The 20,265-nt window shown below is 46.5% G+C and carries 22 protein-coding genes and 1 tRNA gene; 11 read left to right on the top strand and 12 right to left on the bottom strand.

Translation table 11 applies throughout. The annotated features are described in order from the left end of the window. Positions 1-9: 9 nt before the first annotated feature. From BN2591_RS12900 to BN2591_RS12880, 5 genes are read right to left on the bottom strand one after another with little or no spacing between them, the layout of a single operon-like run. Positions 10-291 (bottom strand): acyl carrier protein, encoded by a 282-nt coding sequence (locus tag BN2591_RS12900; protein ID WP_086872014.1) that lies wholly within the window; start codon positions 289-291, stop codon positions 10-12. A gap of 3 nt (positions 292-294) precedes the next feature. After that, entirely contained in the window at positions 295-861 is a 567-nt protein-coding gene (locus BN2591_RS12895) for a hotdog family protein (RefSeq protein WP_086872000.1), read from the bottom strand. Positions 862-864: 3 nt separating this feature from the next. Continuing rightward, entirely contained in the window at positions 865-1,620 is a 756-nt protein-coding gene (locus BN2591_RS12890) for an SDR family oxidoreductase (protein ID WP_086871998.1), read from the bottom strand. Beyond that, positions 1,613-2,005, bottom strand: a complete 393-nt coding sequence (acpS, locus tag BN2591_RS12885) for a holo-ACP synthase (RefSeq protein ID WP_162842162.1) — start codon at positions 2,003-2,005, stop codon at positions 1,613-1,615. Before acpS ends, BN2591_RS12890 begins: the two co-directional genes overlap by 8 nt. A 19-nt stretch (positions 2,006-2,024) precedes the next feature. Next, positions 2,025-3,668, bottom strand: a complete 1,644-nt coding sequence (locus tag BN2591_RS12880) for a ShlB/FhaC/HecB family hemolysin secretion/activation protein (protein WP_086871994.1) — start codon at positions 3,666-3,668, stop codon at positions 2,025-2,027. A gap of 662 nt (positions 3,669-4,330) precedes the next feature. On the opposite strand from BN2591_RS12880, the gene BN2591_RS12875 reads away from it, so the two are divergent. Both BN2591_RS12875 and BN2591_RS12870 read left to right on the top strand, forming a co-directional pair. Then, entirely contained in the window at positions 4,331-5,194 is an 864-nt protein-coding gene (locus BN2591_RS12875) for a winged helix-turn-helix domain-containing protein (RefSeq protein ID WP_086871992.1), read from the top strand. After that, a complete protein-coding gene (locus tag BN2591_RS12870) occupies positions 5,187-5,669 on the top strand; it encodes a hypothetical protein (protein WP_086871990.1) in 483 nt (160 codons plus the stop codon). The genes BN2591_RS12875 and BN2591_RS12870 overlap by 8 nt, the downstream gene beginning before the upstream one ends. A 217-nt stretch (positions 5,670-5,886) precedes the next feature. Here BN2591_RS12870 and BN2591_RS12865 read toward each other — a convergent pair. After that, a tRNA-Ser gene (locus BN2591_RS12865) sits at positions 5,887-5,974 on the bottom strand. A gap of 134 nt (positions 5,975-6,108) precedes the next feature. Beyond that, positions 6,109-7,737 (bottom strand): ABC transporter substrate-binding protein, encoded by a 1,629-nt coding sequence (locus BN2591_RS12860; protein WP_086871988.1) that lies wholly within the window; start codon positions 7,735-7,737, stop codon positions 6,109-6,111. Positions 7,738-8,009: 272 nt separating this feature from the next. Between BN2591_RS12860 and yccA the strand changes: the two genes are divergently transcribed. After that, positions 8,010-8,669: an FtsH protease modulator YccA gene (yccA, locus tag BN2591_RS12855; RefSeq protein ID WP_086871986.1), complete on the top strand. Its 660-nt coding sequence runs from the start codon at positions 8,010-8,012 to the stop codon at positions 8,667-8,669. 88 nt (positions 8,670-8,757) lie between these two features. Next, a complete protein-coding gene (gene tusE / locus BN2591_RS12850; RefSeq protein ID WP_086871984.1) occupies positions 8,758-9,087 on the top strand; it encodes a sulfurtransferase TusE in 330 nt (109 codons plus the stop codon). On the opposite strand, the gene yccX is transcribed toward tusE, so the two are convergent. Continuing rightward, positions 9,084-9,365 carry an acylphosphatase gene (gene yccX / locus BN2591_RS12845; RefSeq protein WP_086871982.1) on the bottom strand — a complete coding sequence of 94 codons (282 nt, stop codon included), beginning with the start codon at positions 9,363-9,365 and terminating at the stop codon, positions 9,084-9,086. The genes tusE and yccX overlap by 4 nt on opposite strands. A 92-nt stretch (positions 9,366-9,457) precedes the next feature. Between yccX and rlmI the strand changes: the two genes are divergently transcribed. Both rlmI and hspQ read left to right on the top strand, forming a co-directional pair. Then, positions 9,458-10,648, top strand: a complete 1,191-nt coding sequence (gene rlmI, locus BN2591_RS12840) for a 23S rRNA (cytosine(1962)-C(5))-methyltransferase RlmI (protein WP_086871981.1) — start codon at positions 9,458-9,460, stop codon at positions 10,646-10,648. A 60-nt stretch (positions 10,649-10,708) separates the two neighbouring features. Next, complete coding sequence (hspQ, locus tag BN2591_RS12835) at positions 10,709-11,026, top strand: heat shock protein HspQ (protein ID WP_017456235.1); 318 nt, start codon at positions 10,709-10,711, stop codon at positions 11,024-11,026. Positions 11,027-11,055: 29 nt separating this feature from the next. On the opposite strand, the gene BN2591_RS12830 is transcribed toward hspQ, so the two are convergent. Then, positions 11,056-11,469: a CoA-binding protein gene (locus BN2591_RS12830; RefSeq protein ID WP_086871979.1), complete on the bottom strand. Its 414-nt coding sequence runs from the start codon at positions 11,467-11,469 to the stop codon at positions 11,056-11,058. A 137-nt stretch (positions 11,470-11,606) separates the two neighbouring features. Between BN2591_RS12830 and mgsA the strand changes: the two genes are divergently transcribed. After that, on the top strand, positions 11,607-12,065 hold the full coding sequence (gene mgsA / locus BN2591_RS12825; RefSeq protein ID WP_086871977.1) for a methylglyoxal synthase: 459 nt from the start codon (positions 11,607-11,609) through the stop codon (positions 12,063-12,065). Between the two features lie 30 nt (positions 12,066-12,095). Here mgsA and helD read toward each other — a convergent pair whose 3' ends face one another. Then, the gene (gene helD / locus BN2591_RS12820; RefSeq protein ID WP_086871975.1) at positions 12,096-14,150 is read right to left on the bottom strand and encodes a DNA helicase IV; all 2,055 of its coding nucleotides are present in this window, start codon (positions 14,148-14,150) and stop codon (positions 12,096-12,098) included. Between the two features lie 122 nt (positions 14,151-14,272). On the opposite strand from helD, the gene BN2591_RS12815 reads away from it, so the two are divergent. Together BN2591_RS12815 and yccS are read left to right on the top strand one after the other, a co-directional pair. Continuing rightward, positions 14,273-14,719 carry a YccF domain-containing protein gene (locus BN2591_RS12815; protein ID WP_086871973.1) on the top strand — a complete coding sequence of 149 codons (447 nt, stop codon included), beginning with the start codon at positions 14,273-14,275 and terminating at the stop codon, positions 14,717-14,719. Between the two features lie 17 nt (positions 14,720-14,736). Further along, positions 14,737-16,866, top strand: coding sequence for a YccS family putative transporter (yccS, locus tag BN2591_RS12810; RefSeq protein WP_086871971.1), 2,130 nt, complete (start codon positions 14,737-14,739; stop codon positions 16,864-16,866). Here the strand turns inward: yccS and BN2591_RS12805 are convergent. Next, entirely contained in the window at positions 16,860-17,480 is a 621-nt protein-coding gene (locus tag BN2591_RS12805; RefSeq protein WP_086871969.1) for a TfoX/Sxy family DNA transformation protein, read from the bottom strand. The two genes, yccS and BN2591_RS12805, sit on opposite strands and share 7 nt — an antisense overlap. Positions 17,481-17,698: 218 nt before the next feature. Between BN2591_RS12805 and sulA the strand changes: the two genes are divergently transcribed. Together sulA and ompA are read left to right on the top strand one after the other, a co-directional pair. After that, on the top strand, positions 17,699-18,208 hold the full coding sequence (gene sulA / locus BN2591_RS12800; protein ID WP_086871967.1) for an SOS-induced cell division inhibitor SulA: 510 nt from the start codon (positions 17,699-17,701) through the stop codon (positions 18,206-18,208). Between the two features lie 367 nt (positions 18,209-18,575). Next, positions 18,576-19,625: a porin OmpA gene (ompA, locus tag BN2591_RS12795; RefSeq protein WP_086871964.1), complete on the top strand. Its 1,050-nt coding sequence runs from the start codon at positions 18,576-18,578 to the stop codon at positions 19,623-19,625. 83 nt (positions 19,626-19,708) lie between these two features. Here ompA and matP read toward each other — a convergent pair whose 3' ends face one another. Next, the gene (gene matP, locus BN2591_RS12790) at positions 19,709-20,161 is read right to left on the bottom strand and encodes a macrodomain Ter protein MatP (protein ID WP_086871961.1); all 453 of its coding nucleotides are present in this window, start codon (positions 20,159-20,161) and stop codon (positions 19,709-19,711) included. Positions 20,162-20,265: the final 104 nt, after the last annotated feature.

The following is a 20,265-nucleotide window of genomic DNA, read 5'->3' as shown; positions in this document are numbered from 1 at the left end:
ATTAAAAAGTCAGGAACGTTTCTTTGTGATAACAAATGATGCCAAATTATTAATGCTACGCATGTAAGAAGGATCATCCCCTTCATTTACCTGGATATCAAAAACCTTATCAAGCAAAACAATAATTTCTGTCGCGTCTACTGAGTCAAGTTTTAAACCGTTTCCAAATAATGGTGTATCATCATCAATTTGTGTTTCATCTCTTTGAATGTTTAATCGTTGAATGATTTCGGTTTTAATTGTGAAAAGTACATTTTTACGTTCCTGGATATTATCATACATAGTTGTCATTACTTATGTCCCATTAATGGTATGTTTCGCTTCACGGTAGTTAATTATTGTCCCTTGACTGATCAATTTCTTACCAACATTAGCCGTCACGGAATAGTGCTTAAAACCAGTTGGATCTGAAAATGCCAGCTTGCTTATGACCTCAATGGTATCTCCTGGATAAGCAATATCCTTAAACTTTAAATTCTGTGCTGCTAACACGCCACGCACTTGTGAACGTCTTGTTCGAATAATATCCAGTAATTCCTGTTGATGGAGCTTTGTATAAATATCTCGTAAGTTTTTTAATTCAATGCCAAACTTTTCAAAATAGATATCACAAACATCAGTAATAAATGAAAAATACTCACTTGCCTGACCGAATATCTCTGCAATGAGAACACCGGGCATGATAGGGTCATCTGGAAAGTGACCTAGTAAATAGGGCTCATTATAAGTAATATGCTTTACGATCTGTACATACCCATTTTCCCCATACTTATAATCATCTATTCTGTCGACCATTAATAAGGGTTGCCGCCATCCACCCATCTCAAGGAAAATTTTAGAGGGAATAGAATATCTGGACATAGATCACCGCATAACCAGACCACCATCGATCACGATGGTTTGGCCAACAATATAACTGGCGGCAGAAGAACTTAAATACACTATTGTATTCGCTACTTCCTGACACTGCCCCAGACGTTTCAAAGGAATAGAATGCGTAACCTCACGAACTACAGTTCGAGAAACTTTTTTTACCATTCTCGACTCAATCATTCCGGGAGCAACTGCATTCACTCGCACCCCCCGAGGGGCCAACTCTGCAGCTAATGTTCTGGTAAAACCGAGCAAAGCACCTTTTGAAGCACTGTAATTAACCTGTCCTATACTTGGAATTATTGCTGCTATAGAAGCAACATTGATAATCGCGGGGCTGTCAGAACATCTCAGCAGCATTAGCGCTTCTTTCGTCAATCTGAAGGTACTCAGCATATTTGTACCAATAACAGAACTAAAGTCCTCAAAGGTCATTGACGCAAAAAGATTGTCTTTAACAATACCTGCGTTATTCACTAATACGTCGATCTTCGTTACTTTATCATTCAAATATTTCATTAATATAGCTACTTTTTCAGGATCAGCTATATCACATTGCAATATATTTAATCTTTGCCCTGAGGAGTTATTTGCTTTTAACTCTTCCAAACGATCTGCATTTGTATTATACAATGCATAAATTTCACACCCTTGTTCCAGAAATTTTTCGCAGATGGCAATACCGATGTCACCACTGGCTCCTGATATCAAAACGGTTTTGCCTTTTAGATCATTATATTTATACATTTCCATTACACGCAATTGAGTTAACAACAGATACAGCTACGGCATGAGTGCGACAATGTGATATGCTAAGTGACACATCAACAACACCACTTTCCTTTATTACTTTGCTCAACCTTCCAGTAAATAAAAAAGATGGACAACCATATTCATCATGATTTATTTCAATATCTTTGAAGCACACTCCGCCGCGAAACCCACAACCCAGCGCTTTAACAATAGATTCTTTAGCGGCCCAAAATCCGGATGCCCTTTCAAAATTCGGTTCATTAGCATTAATTTTGTTTATCTCTTTTTTTGTAAATACTCGTTGTAAAAAAAACATACCGCCATTGTTAATCGCGCTGGCGATCCGTTCTACTTCAACGATATCAGTACCGATACGTATTCGAGGGTTTACCATATGATTACAGTTGATAAGTTACATTAAAATTAGATATAAATTGATCTTCAATGAGGCCAGTCGGGTACATTAAAGGAGCCGATAAAGAGATATCATATCCTAGAGATTTAATTGTTCCCTTAACTCCAATGATTGATCCCATTATCCTTTTCCCATCAAAAGCATTTTGCGGGTAGATTTCACCTGAAATCTGTCCATAATCGACGCCAAAATATAACTCTGCATTATAGTTCCCGATAAGAAAATGAAATGTATTCTGGATATAAAATCCTTTATTTCCATCTAATCCTGCGCTGGTTTCAAACCCTCTAACGTTCCACCGGTTACCGATTGAAAATTGATCTTGCAATGTCAACGGTACTTGCGAAAATTGTGCCCCCGTATTCAACTCATAATAATAGTGCCAAGGTGCAGTGTAGAACCATTTTACATAGTTTGTATTCAGGTTAAAAATTTGGCTTTTAGGACTCACATCCCCTGACACCATATCCGGCGTTTTCTCACCACCTAACCAAGTCATAAAATGTTGCCAGCTAAGGGAGGAGTCCAGCGTCGCATCCTGGAAATTTTGTTTAAAATTAAGCCCAAGTCGAATATTGCCCATATCCCGTTCTTGCAGTTCTAAATTCACACCACCTAATTGATACGCAGATCTACGTCTTAATAGTTCAACATTCCCTGTTATTTTTTTATCCATATTTCGGAAAAGGGTCCGGGTTCCTTTCAAACTAAGATACTGATTTTTTCCTTGATAATCTAAATCCCAATAACTCAGCCCAACAGGCTGGCGAGACATACTGCTACTGTAGAAAACTTCAAAATCCCAAAACCGAACAGGTAAGGTATAAAAAGCGCTGATGCTTTTATATCCACCTGTTGTACTGCTGGTGCCAGCCAGATAGAAAAGATCGCCAAGTCTTGCAGTGTTATACAAATAACCTGAAATACCTGTAAGCATCTTTCCTGTATTTCTATCACCCCAGTTGTTATACGTCGCTCTGATATTCCATAATTTTTTACGATTAGTGTTGATAACTATATCGCTATGCCCGTCGTGATCTCCCGGTACGATATTAATCTTAACATCAACGCCAGGTACTTTCTGCAAGTTCTCCAGACCTTGTTCAATATCGCGAAGATTAAGAATGTCACCCGATGTAAAAGGCAGGATCCAATGTTTGATGTCATCATTTTCAATGATCACATTACCGATCCTTCCTGCTAAAATTTTCAGCTGCAACTTTTTTACTTTTAAATTTTGCACAGGAATATCCACCCGTGTTGTTACATACCCGGCCTTTATATAATAATCCTGCAAATAGGTCGCAACATACTCAATACCTTTCGAGCCGAGGCAACTGTTCGAGACCATATCACTTATGTCTCGAATCATTTTATTACCCAAAAATTCATTTTCGAGGATGAGATCTTTGATAGGGTAACATTTTTTTTCAGCGGGTAATTCAAAATCTATAATGTTTTTATCTTCGACTTTCGAGAAAACATCTTTTTTATCAATTCGATTTTCCTGGGCGGTATTATTATCAATTTTTTGCTGCTCTTTAGCCAGTCGGTCCAGTTGAGTATCAGCATGAGCATAGGCACGACATAGCAAAATGAAAGCTAAGAAGTAAAATTTGATTTCCATCACCTCAAGAAAATTAAAAGTACAAGAACACCTAACACCGCTAAATTATGTTCATCACAACAACTAAAACAACTTAATTATCCTTAAAAAAATAAAAATCAACATCCATTAAAAATAATGCATCTTTAATATGGTAATGTTACTGATGTAATATATAATCACTGATTATGCATTAAATTAATTAACCATTAATACGCTCAGTTTATTATTGGTGGTATAACGATCATTTTCATCTCGAATAAACGCTTAAAACATATCTTCCTGGAGAGCCGTCCCTCTCGCAGCCCTCAAGCAAAACATAATGGAACACATTTAATTACCATCAAACAATTATATATTTTATAAATATATATCCTCGCAAAGAAAAACCATACCCCCCCTCATCTTAAATAAGAGTTTAAAGCAACAAAACTCAATTTAAGATATATGCCACCCTCACCCCCAAGAAGCATCTTCCTAACTATTAAGGATTTTTAAAATGCCTCATCCAAGAGCATGAATTATTAATCGACCTGAGATAAAATCCTCAGACCTACGGCATTTATTGTTGTAAAAAACATAGCAATACATCTATTGTTATGCTGAAATTAATAACATAACATTTTAACCTATTACATACATCGCTAATAAAGGACACAGCCTCTGGCTGCTTTGGAATATATATGTACTGGATTATCAACGACAACATTGAATTCAGACCGGGAATGAAAAGACTTTCATCAGTAAATAATCCCGAAATGAACGTTACTCTAACATCACCAGCCAGCCGTTGCCTTCTCTTACTGCTTGAAGCATCTCCAGATATTGTACTTCAGCAAGACTTTTTTAAGAAAGTTTGGGAAGAAGAAGGAATGTTAGTTCCAACGAATACACTCTATCAGAATATATCCATTGTTCGTCGTGGATTGCGCGCTGTAGGTGAGACAGACAGAAGACTTATTGCCACCATTCCCCGTAAAGGTTTTCAGATAGATGACAGTGTAAAAATCTCCAGACGGAACGATAACGAACCGACTACACCTTTTCCTGTTCCTATTACCAGTTATCAAACAGTCAATAACATTCCTGAAGTGAATAACCAACCAAAGGATGAAGTACTGGACGAACAAGATCTTCACGCCGAGACCGACACTCGTGAGATTAAGAAAAAGAAGTCGTCTGCAATGTCGAATGGAATTTTTGCTGCTTCATCTTCATTTATCGTAGGCCTGCTCGTCGTTTACCTGACATGGAATATTAATAACAATAACGATGCAACCTTTTTTAAAAGTTATAGTTTTATTGAAAAAGAAGATGGTTGCCATTTTTACACTAAGGATGATAGTCATGATAACAATGAATACTATCTGAAATACAAATCTCTTATTAAAGATTCAGGTTTGAATTGTAAAAATTACCCTTGGGTCTATTTTCCCACTTCACCTACCTCACCATCACTCGCTGCGTTAGTCTGCAAGAATAAATTCTCGACAACATCATCGCCAGGATGTATTTCACTTTTAATCAGGGGGGTAAACGGTGACTAAAAAAGCAATCTTCTTTTTAAGTCTCGTTTTTATAAGCGTTGGGATTGTGGCGGGATATTTTTATTATTCATTGCTTATTAAAAACAGAAATGCTGAAACTTGCAGCGCTTCCATGATTGTCTTTCATAAAGGAACACAAGCCAACATTACTTTCGACTTTATGTACAATAATGAAAAAAGAAGTGGCATCGTTTCAGTAAGCGGAAGTTATCTTGAAAACACTCACCCGGAAGGTACTATTCGAAGAGATATCTCCTTTACCTGGACCGAAAACCACGGTACCTACAATTTTCAGTCATCCGGGATAAACAAAATCGATAGTCTGGAAACCTTGCCGGATAAAGTCATCGCTACTGTTTTGCCCGGTTTTTATGTTTATCCTAATCAAAGCATCACGTATTCAATCCACCCCCAGGGAGCGCAAGGATTCCTTTTCACCATTGGTAAACGGCCGCTTTTCTTTTGCGCCCGCTAAAAGCCGTTAGCGAGAGACAGTAGATTTGCATGATGGGGACGACCAGACCAGTCCTCCCCTGCTTACATCGTTGATAAGAACGGCACAGCTGATTGTGCGTCGATGGAATTCACGTATTGTCCTGCCCACATCCTTAGAGTGCGTGCTAAGTGTAACCAGAGTTGATTTTCCCGATAAAAAAAGCCCCAGCTTACTAAGTAAGCTGGGGCTTTATATTTGGCGGAAGCGCAGAGATTCGAACTCTGGAACCCTTTCGGGTCGCCGGTTTTCAAGACCGGTGCCTTCAACCGCTCGGCCACACTTCCGGTGTGAGGCGCACTATAAACATCCTCGAGTCTCATGTAAAGCCCGGGAATGTTTGTTTGCCTGAAAAACCATCAAAATCGTGCTGTTAGATCGAAATACCAGCACTCTGAACGTTTATTCAGCGCATCTCAAATCAGTGTTGCTTGATGTACAAATCTTTTGTCAGATACACGCCCAGGCTATCGGGTTCAAAACCTCCGACCCAGGGCTTCACCAGATGTGTACGAACATAATGATAAACCGGGATAGCCGGAACGTCTTCTCCGAGTATATCCTCTGCCTGCTGGTAATATTTGCCACGTTCAGCAACATCCTTCGCTTTCGCTGCACTCTTCAGTGCCTCGTCATATGCCGGGTTACTGTATTTACTCGTGTTTTCACTGTCTCCGGTACGGAAATTATTCAAAAACGTTGCTGCATCAGCATAGTCTGCAATCCACGCATACCGTACCGCATCGAAATTACCCGTGTGCATGGTATCAAGCATGGTTTTCCACTCCTGATTTTGCAGCTTTGCATTCACACCAAGGTTTTTCTGCCACATTGAACTGGCGGCAATCGCAATCCGCTGATGTGTTTCCATCGTGTTATACAGAAGACTGAAGCTCAATGGGTGTTCATCATTGAAACCTGCTTCATTAAGGAGTTTTTTCGCTTCGGCGAGTCGTTTTTCCCGCGGCCATGACGCGTAATCTGGTGAGGCAATTTTCACACCGCCAATTTCTGGCTGGCTGACTACCCATGCAGGACGCTGCCCCTGCGCCATCACTTTATCCGCGATGACATCTTTATCCAGCGCCATATTGAGTGCGCGGCGTACCCGAGGATCGTTAAATGGCGGCTTAGTGGTATTAAACTCGTAGTAATACGTCGCCAGTTGTGGAGCGACATGCACCTGATCGCCTAACGTTTTCTTTAACTGCGCAAACTGGTTCACTGGAATGGTGTAGGTAATATCAATCTCGCCAGCTTTATAACGGTTAACGTCCGCAGTTTCTGCATTGATAGGAAGATAGGTGACTTTATTAATTACGGTCGCTTTATTGTCCCAATAGCGGGTATTACGTTGGGCAACAATGCGTTCATTAACGACCCAATCGGTGATCTTATAGGCACCGCTCGTCACGATATGTTCCGGCTTTGTCCATTTATCACCAAAACGATTGATCAACACGCTATCTACCGGAACCAAAGATGGATGCGCCAGCATCGGCAGGAAGGAAGCTGTAGGTTGCGTCAAAGTGACTTCCAGCGTTGAATCATCCAGCGCCTTCACCCCAAGCGTATCAGGCGTTTTTTTACCTTGCGCGATATCTGCGGCATTAACGATATGCATATTTCCAGGGTAGCTGGCATAAGGAGATGCCGTTTTCGGATCGACTAAACGTTGCCAGCTCCAGACCACATCTTTTGCGGTGATCGCCGTACCATCTGACCATGTGATCCCCGGGCGTAAGTGGAAAATCCAGACAGTGTTATCTTTGTTTTCCCATTTTTCCGCCAGCCGAGGTTCAATGGATCCATCTTTCTTAACTGCGACCAGGCCGTCAAAAATATCGCTAATAATGTTGAACTCGACGTCGCTTTCCACCTTATGTGGATCCAGCGATGCAGGCTCGCTGCCATTGTTACGCACCAACTCCTGTTTTTCCGCAAGCGTTGTTCCTGCGGGTACTGTCGCTGCAAGCGCGCCAGAACATGCGCTCAGAATACCGAGAGTCAATAATGAAAGTGCAATGTGGTTACGTGTTTGTGGTTTCATGTCCTTTCGCCTTAATAATGTACATTGTCACGACGCGATTACACTCTTAGCGCCCCAATAGTTATATAGCAATAGATTTCAGTGACATATAAGACACCAATATGGATCTGTCTCACATTTATCCCTTTATGCTGTGTAGCACTCATTTCCACGCATGAATCACTGTGTCAGCACCGCTGCTTTATGAGTAAAGATGGGTAAAACAACTTTGTCATCAAACGAGACTTTTTTAGACTCTGCAATCAATTACATCTGTCATAAGAGAGTGACTCATGGATCGCATTATTACTTCATCGCGTGACCGTACTTCCCTGCTAGGTACGCACAAAGTCCTGCGTAATACCTATTTCCTTTTAAGCTTGACGCTGGCGTTTTCCGCAATTACGGCGACCGCCAGTACCGTACTAATGTTGCCTTCTCCGGGCCTGATCCTGACGCTGGTTGGGATGTACGGTTTAATGTTTCTGACCTATAAACTGGCGAACAAACCGACCGGTATTCTGGCTGCGTTCGCCTTCACTGGTTTCCTCGGTTATATCCTGGGGCCCATGCTTAACGCCTATCTCTCAGCCGGAATGGGTGATCTGATTGGCCTGGCACTCGGCGGCACTGCATTGGTCTTTTTCTGCTGTTCCGCATACGTATTAACGACACGCAAGGTTATGTCTTTCCTCGGCGGCATGCTGATGGCGGGCGTGGTGGTAGTGCTGATCGGGATGGTCGCAAACATTTTCTTGCAGTTGCCAGCGTTGCACCTGGCTATCAGCGCCGTATTCATCCTGATTTCCAGCGGTGCTATCCTGTATGAAACCAGCAACATCATCCATGGCGGTGAAACCAACTACATCCGTGCCACTGTTAGTCTTTATGTGTCGCTGTACAACATCTTTGTCAGCCTGTTGAGTATTCTGGGTTTCGCCAGCCGGGATTAAACAAGACTGCTTCCAACTTAGCCCCGCTTATGCGGGGCTTTGTTTTTTGCTACACTCCCGCCGTTGTTGACTAACGCTGCTAAAAATTATGTTGATCTTTGAAGGTAAAGAAATCGAAACCGATAGCGAAGGCTATCTAAAAGACACTACGCTGTGGAGCGAAACCTTAGCGCCTATCATCGCTGAGAAAGAGAACATAACTCTCTCTCCTGAGCACTGGGAAGTGGTGCGCTTTGTGCGTGAATTTTACCTGGAATTCAATACGTCTCCCGCGATTCGCATGCTGGTAAAAGCGATGGCGAATAAATTTGGCGAAGAGAAAGGCAATAGTCGCTATTTGTACCGCCTGTTTCCAAAAGGGCCTGCTAAGCAGGCGACAAAGATCGCTGGTTTGCCAAAACCAGTGAAATGCATCTAATAGCGAATACCGAAGTTTGTCCATTCCCTGCCGGGTTGATGTGGTTCAGTAAGAACTCGGTCAACCCGGGCACTACGCGGTCCCCCCGCTTTTAGCCACGCAATCAGCTGATTCACTGCTTGCTCGTCGCCGCAGGCAACCACTTCAACACTGCCATCATCAAGGTTACGTGCATACCCCGTCAGACCGAGCCGCTGTGCTTCGTGCTGCGTGCTATAACGAAACCCGACGCCCTGCACCATTCCGTGTACCCAGGCGATTGTGCAGACATGTGCCATCTTTCCCCCCCTCTCAGCTCAGGCTCGTTGCATTTGCCCGATGAACCCGTGACAATAGCGCCCATTTTCTTCAGTTTATAGAATAGCCGAATATGAGTGTACGTTTAGTGTTAGCCAAAGGGCGCGAGAAATCCTTGCTGCGCCGTCATCCCTGGATTTTCTCCGGCGCTGTTGCGCGAATGGAAGGCAAAGCCAGCCTCGGTGAAACGGTTGATATTGTCGATCATCAGGGCAAGTGGCTGGCGCGTGGAGCATTATCTCCTGCATCGCAGATTCGTGCTCGTGTCTGGACTTTCGATAAAAATGAAAGCATTGATATCGCGTTCTTCACCCGCCGTCTACAACAGGCACAGCAGTGGCGAGATTGGCTGGCGCAATGTGATGGGCTCGACAGCTATCGCCTGATTGCTGGTGAATCAGACGGGTTACCAGGCGTAACCATCGATCGGTTTGGTAATTTTCTTGTTCTTCAACTCCTTAGTGCCGGTGCAGAATACCAGCGCCCAGCCATTATTTCAGCGCTCCAGTCTCTCTATCCACAATGTGCAATTTACGATCGCAGCGATGTTGCCGTGCGTAAAAAAGAGGGGCTGGAACTTGCGCAAGGGCTGGTGGTTGGCGATCTCCCGCCAGCGTTGTTGCCTATCCAGGAGCACGGCATGAAGTTATTTGTCGATATTCAGGGCGGGCATAAAACCGGTTACTATCTTGATCAGCGCGACAGTCGTCTGGCAACACGTCGCTACGTGGCAGACAAGCGCGTATTAAACTGCTTTTCCTACACCGGCGGCTTTGCCGTTTCCGCGCTGATGGGAGGATGCCGCCAGGTCGTTAGTGTCGATACCTCGCAGGAAGCGCTGGATGTAGCAAAGCAGAACATTACTCTGAACGAGCTGGATTTAAGCAAAGCAGAATTTATTCGTGATGACGTATTCAAACTGCTGCGCAAATATCGCGATCAGGGCGAAACTTTCGATGTCATCGTGATGGACCCGCCAAAGTTCGTGGAAAACAAAAGTCAGTTGATGGGCGCATGTCGCGGTTATAAGGACATCAACATGCTGGCGATCCAGCTCCTGAATCCCGGCGGTGTGCTCCTCACTTTCTCCTGTTCCGGTTTGATGACCACAGATTTATTTCAGAAAATTATTGCTGACGCCGCAATAGATGCTGGTCGTGATGTACAATTTATAGAACAGTTCCGTCAGGCCGCCGATCATCCTGTGATCGCTACCTACCCGGAAGGGCTGTATCTGAAAGGGTTTGCCTGCCGCGTCATGTAACTTGAAATTTGGAACCTCGCCCGCATATCTGCGGGTATGTAAGGTTCCCGGGAGGTGACAATGATTGCCAGCAAATTCGGTATCGGTCAGCAAGTTCGCCACTCACTGCTGGGGTATCTTGGCGTAGTGGTCGATATCGATCCTGAGTATTCACTGGACGAGCCGTCAGCAGATGAACTGGCAGTGAATGACGAACTTCGCGCGCTGCCCTGGTATCACGTCGTAATGGAAGATGATGATGGCCAGCCAGTGCATACATACCTGGCAGAAGCACAGCTGACAAGTGAAATTACGGATGAACATCCGGAGCAGCCATCCATGGACGAACTGGCGCGCACCATTCGCCGACAGCTTCAGGCTCCGCGCCTGCGTAACTAAAAATACCCCGCAAGTTGCGGGGTATTTTTTTATTTCGCCAGACCGAGCCGCGGGATCTCAATCGCCGGGCAGCGATCCATTACGACACTTAACCCCGCCTCACGCGCCAGCACGGCAGCTTGTTCATTAATCACTCCTAACTGCATCCAAAGCGTTTTCGCACCGATGGCAATCGCCTCCTGTGCAACCCCCCATGCCGCTTCCGAATTACGAAAAACATCCACCATGTCGATTTTTTCTGGCACATCGGCAAGCGTTGCATAGCCCTGCTGCCCAAGCAGGGTGGTACCGGCTACTTTCGGCGAAACGGGAATCACATGATAACCCTGGTCCAACAAATACTTCATAACGCGATAGCTTGGTCGATCGGGTTTATCACTCGCACCAACCAGCGCAATAGTTTGGGTCGTCTGTAAAATATCGGCAATATCGGTTTCTTTCATGTTTTCCTCCCGGCGATGTCACCAAAGTGTAAATCAAACAGACCCACTCGACCATTTTCGGATTTTTTTAACCACTTCTCTTGCAGCATCAGACGCTTCCAGTAATCTGTAGCGAAAACTACTGACGGAAGCGGATTATGGAATCAACCACTCGCACCTTACCCGTGCGCAAAAATATTGCACTGGTCGCACACGACCACTGCAAACAATCATTAATGAAATGGGTAGAACGCCATCAGCCTGTACTGGCCAAACATGAGCTATATGCGACGGGGACAACCGGGAATTTGATTCAGCGGGCAACCGGCCTTGAAGTCAATGCCATGCTGAGTGGCCCGATGGGCGGCGATCAGCAAGTCGGAGCGTTGATTTCAGAAGGCAAAATTGACGTACTGATTTTCTTCTGGGACCCGCTCAATGCTGTCCCGCACGATCCTGACGTGAAAGCCCTCTTACGTCTTGCAACGGTGTGGAATATTCCGGTTGCGACCAATTTATCTACCGCTGATTTTATTATCGAATCGCCGCAGTTTAATAACAGCGTCGACATTCTCATTCCGGACTACCAACGTTACCTCGCTGAGCGTCTGAAATAAGTCCTGGCGGCCGTAGCGGCCGCCTTCGTTTCACGGTTTTCGCGCTACCGGCACACCCAGCGATTTTAACGTGTCGACAAAGCGTGACGGTTCATCTTTATCAAACAACAGCCAGACGCGATGGCGCGCACGCGTCAAGGCGACGTACAACAATCGCCGCTCTTCCGCATCAGGGAACTCTTCCGCCTGCGGCAGTAAGGCTTGTTCCATAATAGATTCCCGCGCCGGAGCAGGAAAACCATCCGCGCCCTCTTTCAACCCCACCACAATCACATAGTCCGCCTGTTGCCCTTTACTGGCGTGGATGGTCGTAAAATCAAGCTGAAGTTTTGGCCAGCGGGTTGCGGCTTTCTCCAGAACGTCGGGTTTTCCGTGGTGATAGCGAGCCAGAACCAGAATCCTGTCTTCCGGCGTTGCATATCCGCTGAGTTTATCTAACAACGCATCCAGTTGATCCTGCGCCATCAGCGTCACTGCGTTTTTATCGCCTGTTTTCAAACTGTTCAACGGTTTTGCAAGCTGCCATGGGTTCTGCTGGATGAAGCGATTTGCCACTTCGCCAATACGGGAATTGAAACGATAAGTGGTATCCAGTGCGCATAAATCACCTTCACCAAAATAGTCATGGAAAGCGGTGGTTAAGGAAAGTTGCGCGCCGCTGAAACGGTAGATAGCCTGCCAATCATCACCAACTACGAACAGTGTCGTTTGTGAGTTTTGCTTACGCAACGCAGCCAGCAAAGCCGCGCGCTGCGGTGAAATATCCTGAAATTCATCGACCAGAATATGCTTCCATGGGCTTATAAAACGCCCTTTTTCAAGTACATTAATCGCCTGATGAATCAACCCGGAAAAATCGACAGCGTTTTCAGACTTTAGCTCGGCTTTCCACGCTTTTAAGATCGGCGCCATCAATTTAATGCGTTTACTGAACAGGTCACGTACTTCATCTGGTGCGCCGGCGATCATCTCCGCCTGTGCGCCACCATGCATACGCATCAGACCGATCCAGCGATCGAGACGCGGAGCGATGCGGCGCTGCAATGTTGCATCTTCCCAAAAATTGCCTTCAGGAACTTCCCATGCCATCTCATCCTCAAGCCATTGACGCCACCCTTTCGCTTGAGCTTTCTTTTCGCTGCACTGTTGGCGCCAGGTATCTGTTAGCAAGCTAAGACGCGCGGATGCGTCATTTTCCAGATTGCTTAACGTGGGCACTTTTTTACTTCCCTGGGAGATGATATACAGCGCCAGCGCATGAAAAGTGCGCGCGGTAATCTCCTCGGTATGCAGTCTTTGCTGGATACGCTCATCCATCTCCTGGGCAGCTTTGCGACCAAACGCAAGCAGCAGGATTTGATCTGCCGAGGCTTCGCCACGAGCCAGCAACCAGCCTGCTCTGGCCACCAGCACCGAGGTTTTTCCACTCCCCGCGCCAGCGAGCACTAATAAAGAGTGCTCACCATTGACCACGGCCCGCGCCTGCGCCGGATTTAATGGTGATGTTTCAACTTGCTCAAAAAAAGCAGCGTACTGAGTAACCATCGTTTCAGTATAAGTTTGATTGTGCTGTGTCCGGCGCGTCTCTACATCCGTCAGCCACGACTGGCACTCACGCCAGAGCTCACGGCAATTATCAAACGTCGGCAACCGGCTTGTCGGAATCGGCAACGCGGCAAACGCCTGCTGCAATTGCTGCTGTAGTCCCTGAAGCTGCTTTCGGGTAAGCCATTTCGTTGGCTCAATACGTCCGGAAATCAACGCCAGTTGCTCAGATAAAACCCCGGCAGCAACCTCGCTCATTTCCGCACTCCATCGGTTCCAGCGCTCATTTAAAAGATGGTAAAAGCGCTGTGTTTCGCTCCATTCCGTTCCGTGGAGACGAACCACTTTGTTGTCGGCAAGCTGAAATTCCATCTCTCCCCACACCAGCCCACGCTTACATTCAATCGCCAACAACTGATTGAAAGGAATGAGATACTCGTGTCTGTCACCTGCCACTTTAATGCCGGCGTTCAGCATGACTGCGCGATCATAAGGGTGTTGCGCCAGACGTTTTCCCAGTGAAGTCGCTTTCAGTTCCATGACTTATCGTTCTCAACTTGTGACAATAATTGCCAGTTTACCTGCCAGAGAATTGGCGCTCCAGCCCAAATAATCGTTACAATTAGCGGCATTCACTACCGACCGGCTTGTACTGAGGTTTTATGCGTACTGTTTTGAATATTCTAAATTTTGTGCTTGGTGGTTTCGCCACAACGCTTGGGTGGCTACTCGCGACAATGATCAGCGCTCTGCTCATTATTACTCTGCCGTTGACGCGCTCCTGCTGGGAAATCACAAAGCTCTCACTCATCCCGTGGGGAAATGAAGCCATTCACATCGATGAACTCGAACCACAGAATAAAAACAGCCTGTTAAATGCGGGTGGAACACTATTGAATATTGTCTGGTTTGTTCTGTTTGGCTGGTGGCTATGCATTATGCATATTACCGCCGGTATCGCTCAGTGTCTGACTATCATCGGCATTCCTGTTGGCGTCGCGAACTTTAAAATCGCTGCGATTGCACTGTGGCCAGTTGGCCGTCGGGTGGTATCTGTAGAAACCGCTCGAGCTGCCCGTGAAGCCAATGCGCACCGTCGTTTTCAATAATCGGATCGCTTGTCATTATGTTAAGTCCTCTGCTTCGCCGTTATACATGGAACAGTGCCTGGCTCTATAACGTCAGAATTTTTATTGCGCTTTGCGGGACCGCTTTGCTGCCCTGGCTACTCGGCGAAGTGAAACTGACCATCCCGTTAACGCTTGGCGTTGTTGCCGCCGCACTTGCCGATCTGGATGACCGCCTGACCGGGCGTCTGAAAAACCTGATAATTACGCTGGTGTGCTTTTTTATTGCTTCTGCATCTGTGGAGTTACTCTTCCCGTGGCCATGGTTATTTGCGCTTGGTCTTGTGACATCCACCATTGGTTTTATCCTGCTTGGCGGGCTCGGACAGCGCTACGCCACCATTGCTTTTGGTGCGCTGCTCATTGCGGTCTATACCATGCTGGGAATTTCCCTTTTCGAACAGTGGTATCAGCAACCACTACTGCTGTTGGCCGGTGCCATCTGGTTTAACTTGCTGACGCTGGTTGGACACTTGGTTTTCCCTATTCGAGCCTTACAAGACAACCTGGCACGCTGCTATGAACAACTGGCACATTACCTTGAACTGAAATCACGTCTTTTCGACCCGGACATCGAAGATGATAGTCAGGCGCCGCTCTATGATTTAGCACTGGCGAATGGCCAGTTAGTGAACACACTCAATCAAACCAAAGCCACGTTGCTCACGCGTTTGCGCGGAGATCGTGGGCAGCGCGGCACGCGTCAAACATTGCATTACTATTTTGCGGCACAGGATATTCACGAACGAGCCAGTTCGTCGCATATTCAATACCAAACGCTGCGCGAACACTTTCGTTATAGCGACGTGATGTTCCGCTTTCAGCGCCTACTTTCCATGCAATCACATGCATGCGCTCAGTTATCACGCGCCATTTTGCTTCGCACTCCGTATCAACACGATTCTCGCTTTGAACGAGCATTTATCCACCTTGACGCGGCGCTTGATCGCCTTCGTGCTAATGGCATCACGCCTCAGGAGCATATGAAAGCGCTTGGTTTTCTTCTGGATAACCTAAGGGCGATTGACGCTCAGTTAGCAACTATTGAATCAGGGCAACCACAACCCTCATTGTCGAATGACACGGAAAATCAGCTTTCGGATGATAGCCTGAGTGGGTTCAACGATATGCGGCAGCGGTTACGTAATAATTTAACGCCTGAATCCGCACTCTTTCGTCACGCAGTGCGTATGTCGGTGGTGTTATGCCTCGGTTATGCTTTTATCCAAATAACCGGGCTACAGCATGGTTATTGGATCTTACTGACCAGTCTGTTTGTCTGCCAGCCGAACTATAACGCCACTCGCCATCGCCTGACGCTACGCGTTATTGGTACGCTGATTGGGGTTGCGATCGGATTACCGGTACTTTATTTCGTTCCCTCACATGAAGGGCAACTGATACTCATCGTCATCACCGGTGTACTGTTTTTCGCATTTCGAACAGTACAATACGCGCATGCCACGATGTTTATCACTTTACTGGTGTTGTTGTGCTTTAACTTACTGGGCGAAGGATTTGAAGTCGCGCTTCCTCGTATTATCGATACGCTTATAGGTTGTGCTATCGCCTGGGCGGCGGTGAGTTTTATCTGGCCGGACTGGCGTTTTCGACACCTGCCCCGCGTCACTGAGCAAGCCTTTGACGCTAACTGCCGCTACCTTGATGCCATTCTTGAACAGTACCATCAGGGACGCGATAACCGGCTTGCTTACCGCATCGCCAGACGTAATGCTTATAACCGTGACGCTGAACTGGCATCGGTCGTTTCAAATATGTCTTCCGAACCCGGAACCTCACCTGAACTTCGCGATGCCGCGTTCCGTTTATTATGTCTGAATCATACCTTTACCAGTTATATTTCCGCACTTGGCGCACATCGTGAGCAGCTCACCCAGCCGGATATCCTACGTTTGCTTGATGATGCAGTCTGCTATGTTGACGATGCCCTGCATCACCTGCCAGCAGACCAAAAACGTGTTCAGGATACCCTTGCCGATCTATCCCAACGCATTAAACACCTGGAGCCGCGACCGGATAGCAAAGAGCCACTGGTACTGCAACAGATTGGCTTGCTGATCGCTTTATTGCCTGAAGTGTGCCGTCTGAAAAGCCAACTTACTCAGTAAGGACTCGCTCCTTTCTTGATTACACCGTTAAACCACTCCATCAGTTCCCGGCGTCGCGGCGCCGGTAACGCCGCTTCGTGAAGCCCAACAATTGCGCCCTCTAGTGCAAGAAGCACTTTCGCGCTTAGATGCTTGTTTGATTTTCTCAATCTAAGCCAACAAGCTTTTGCTCCGAGCATTCGCAGTGTATGTGCATCCAGTACACCAGCTTCATGGAGTTGAACTTCAAGTTGAAAAGTAAGGTTAGGCAGATCGCGCAACCGTTTTCTGGCACTGCGCCGATCTTTATCACGCCGCGCAGCATCAAGTGAAAGAGCCGAAAGTTGCAGAAGTAACGGACGATCGCGCCACACACTCTCGCTCACGAAGTAGTAATTTAACGAAACCTGACGCCCACGTTTGTTGAATACCAGTAAAGGGGCATCTTGCGTAACCGTATATTGCGCACTCTCGTCGCAAGCACGAAGGTAGAGTTCCCCCTCTGCAACCATTGCGAAAACAGTTTTATCCACTGACAAGCTGTAACCGCCAAAATGAGCGCGGTGACAAATTGTGCCGAGAGGCATGAGGTATTCGCGCGACTGATATATCCGTTGATAAGATAGGTCTTCCATGATTTTTGCCTTATAAATCACATAGTAAAAGCCAGATTTAAATTACTGAAACCACTACGCAGGAACATAGGCAACTGTGAGCAAGACGGCAAGCAAATTTTTCATTACACGGCAGGGACAAAACAAAAATGCGAGATAGTTTCCGAAAATGAGGTTGATCTCTGAGCATGCAAAGGTTACTGTATAAACATACAGTAACCCACAGGACTGGATTGATTATGTACACTTCAGGCTATGCTAATCGTTCGTCAACACTCGCTTCTACACTCAACAAATTAAACCACGTTGAGCCTTCCAGCATCACTACCGGGCTGATTAGCGAAATGGTCTATCGTGAGGACCAGCCCTGGATGACGCAGCTTCTTTTACTGCCTTTGCTGCAGCAACTCGGGCAACAATCCCGTTGGCAACTGTGGTTGACACCTCAACAAAAACTCAGCCGTGAATGGGTACAATCCGCCGGGTTACCCCTCAGCAAGGTGATGCAGGTGAACCAACTCTCTCCAAGCGTAACGCTGGACTCAATGATTCGTGCATTGCGCACCGGTAACTATAGCGTTGTAATTGGCTGGCATTCTGAAGAACTGACGGCTGAGGAACATCGCCAATTAGCTATGGCGGCAGAAGAAGGCAATGCGATAGGCTTCGTTATGCGTCCTATACGCCACGATCCTCTGGCTGCGAGACAGCTTTCCGGGATAAAAATTCACTCAAATTTGTATCATTGAGTAAATTTAGGAGTTTTCCTAGGATGTTTTTTGCGTAAGAACAGGTATTCAAATTTATCGTCAAAATACAGCGCGAAAGCCTGTGTAGCGCGCTTTGTTCGAAAATAGGCGCGGCTAAAAATTCATCAAAAGTGTTAAATATTGTGTATACAAAGCCTTTTTTTTCATATGCCTGACGGAGTTCACACTTGTAAGTTTCCAACTACGTTGTAGACTTTACATCGCTAGGGGTGCTCGGCATAAGCCAAAGATATCGGTAAAGATATCTGCAGAGTTGTCAGTGAGCAATGCCCCCGGTGAAGGATTTAACCGTGGCTTCTCTAAAGAGATTCCCATGGCGATTTTTGGATGATAACGAGGCGCAAAAATGAAAAAGACAGCTATCGCGATTGCAGTGGCACTGGCTGGTTTCGCTACCGTAGCGCAGGCCGCTCCGAAAGATAACACCTGGTATACAGGTGGTAAACTGGGTTGGTCCCAGTATCATGACAAAGGTGCGGTATGGCAGAACGATGGCCCGACCCACGAAAGCCAACTGGGTGCTGGTGCGTTCGGTGGCTACCAGGTTAACCCGTACGTAGGTTTCGAACTGGGCTATGACTGGCTGGGTCGTATGCCGTACAAAGGCGACACCGTTAACGGCGCGTTCAAAGCTCAGGGCGTTCAGCTGACTGCTAAACTGGGTTACCCGGTAACTGACGATCTGGACCTGTACACCCGTCTGGGTGGTATGGTTTGGCGTGCAGACGCTCAGAACAACCAGGGCTTCAAAGATCACGATACCGGTGTTTCCCCGGTCTTCGCTGGTGGTGTTGAGTGGGCAGTAACCCGCGACATCGCTACCCGTCTGGAATACCAGTGGGTTAACAACATCGGTGATGCAAGCACCGTTGGTGCTCGTCCGGACAACGGTATGCTGAGCGTAGGTGTTTCCTACCGCTTCGGCCAGCAGGAAGACGCTGCTCCGGTAGTAGCTGCTCCGGCTCCGGCTCCGGCTCCGGAAGTGCAGACCAAACACTTCACTCTGAAGTCTGACGTTCTGTTCAACTTCAACAAAGCGACGCTGAAACCGGAAGGTCAGCAGGCGCTGGATCAGCTGTATGGTCAGCTGAGCAACCTGGATCCGAAAGACGGCTCCGTAGTGGTTCTGGGCTTCACCGACCGTATCGGTTCTGACGCTTACAACCAGGGTCTGTCTGAGAAACGTGCACAGTCCGTAGTTGATTACCTGGTTTCTAAAGGTATCCCGGCTAACAAAATCTCCGCACGTGGCATGGGTAAATCCAACCCGGTTACCGGTAGCACCTGTGACAACGTGAAACCGCGTGCAGCGCTGATCGACTGCCTGGCACCGGATCGTCGCGTAGAGATCGAAGTTAAAGGTAGCAAAGACGTTGTAACTCAGCCGCAGGCTTAAGTTTCCGTCTAAAAAACCCCCGCTTGTCAGCGGGGTTTTTTATTGCCTGAAATACAGCAAATATAGGCAAGGGAAATTCACATCTATTCTTTCCCAAGTAATGCCTGAAGGTCATGTTTCAGCGTGGACATCTGAGATGCATACTTCTCCTTGTGTTCAGCATCTTCGATCAGTTGCACAATCGTTTCGGAAAGCGTTTTCCCTCTGCGCTGCGCTAACCCAGCCAGACGCTGCCAGACCACAAATTCCAGGTCGATCGATTTTTTACGCGTATGCTGATGTTCGGCATTGAAATGCCGCTTGCGGCGGGCGCGAATAGTTTGTTTCAGCCGGTTAATCAATGACGGATTGATATGCTGTACAATCCAGTCGTTGACCTGTACGGGTTCATTTTCGAGTGTCAACAATAAATCGACCGCATCTTTAGCGGCACTGGCTTCTATATAGCGCGTGATTAATTCCCCTTCACGATGCTTTTTTACCAGATACTTCCATTTCCAGCCGCTTTCGAGATTTTCCAGTTGTTGATATTTCATTGCGCTCTCAACGTGACCGTGTAACTCAGTTCAGAATATCAGTTTTTTCCAACTCTGCTGAAAAGAAATCGCGACCTCGATTAGGTCAATCGCGTTCGTGTCCC

It is taken from the genome of Kosakonia pseudosacchari, assembly GCF_900184035.1.
Lineage (GTDB): Bacteria > Pseudomonadota > Gammaproteobacteria > Enterobacterales > Enterobacteriaceae > Kosakonia > Kosakonia pseudosacchari.
The sequence above is the reverse complement of the archived record's forward strand: the minus strand, read 5'-3'. Positions and strand labels throughout refer to the sequence as shown.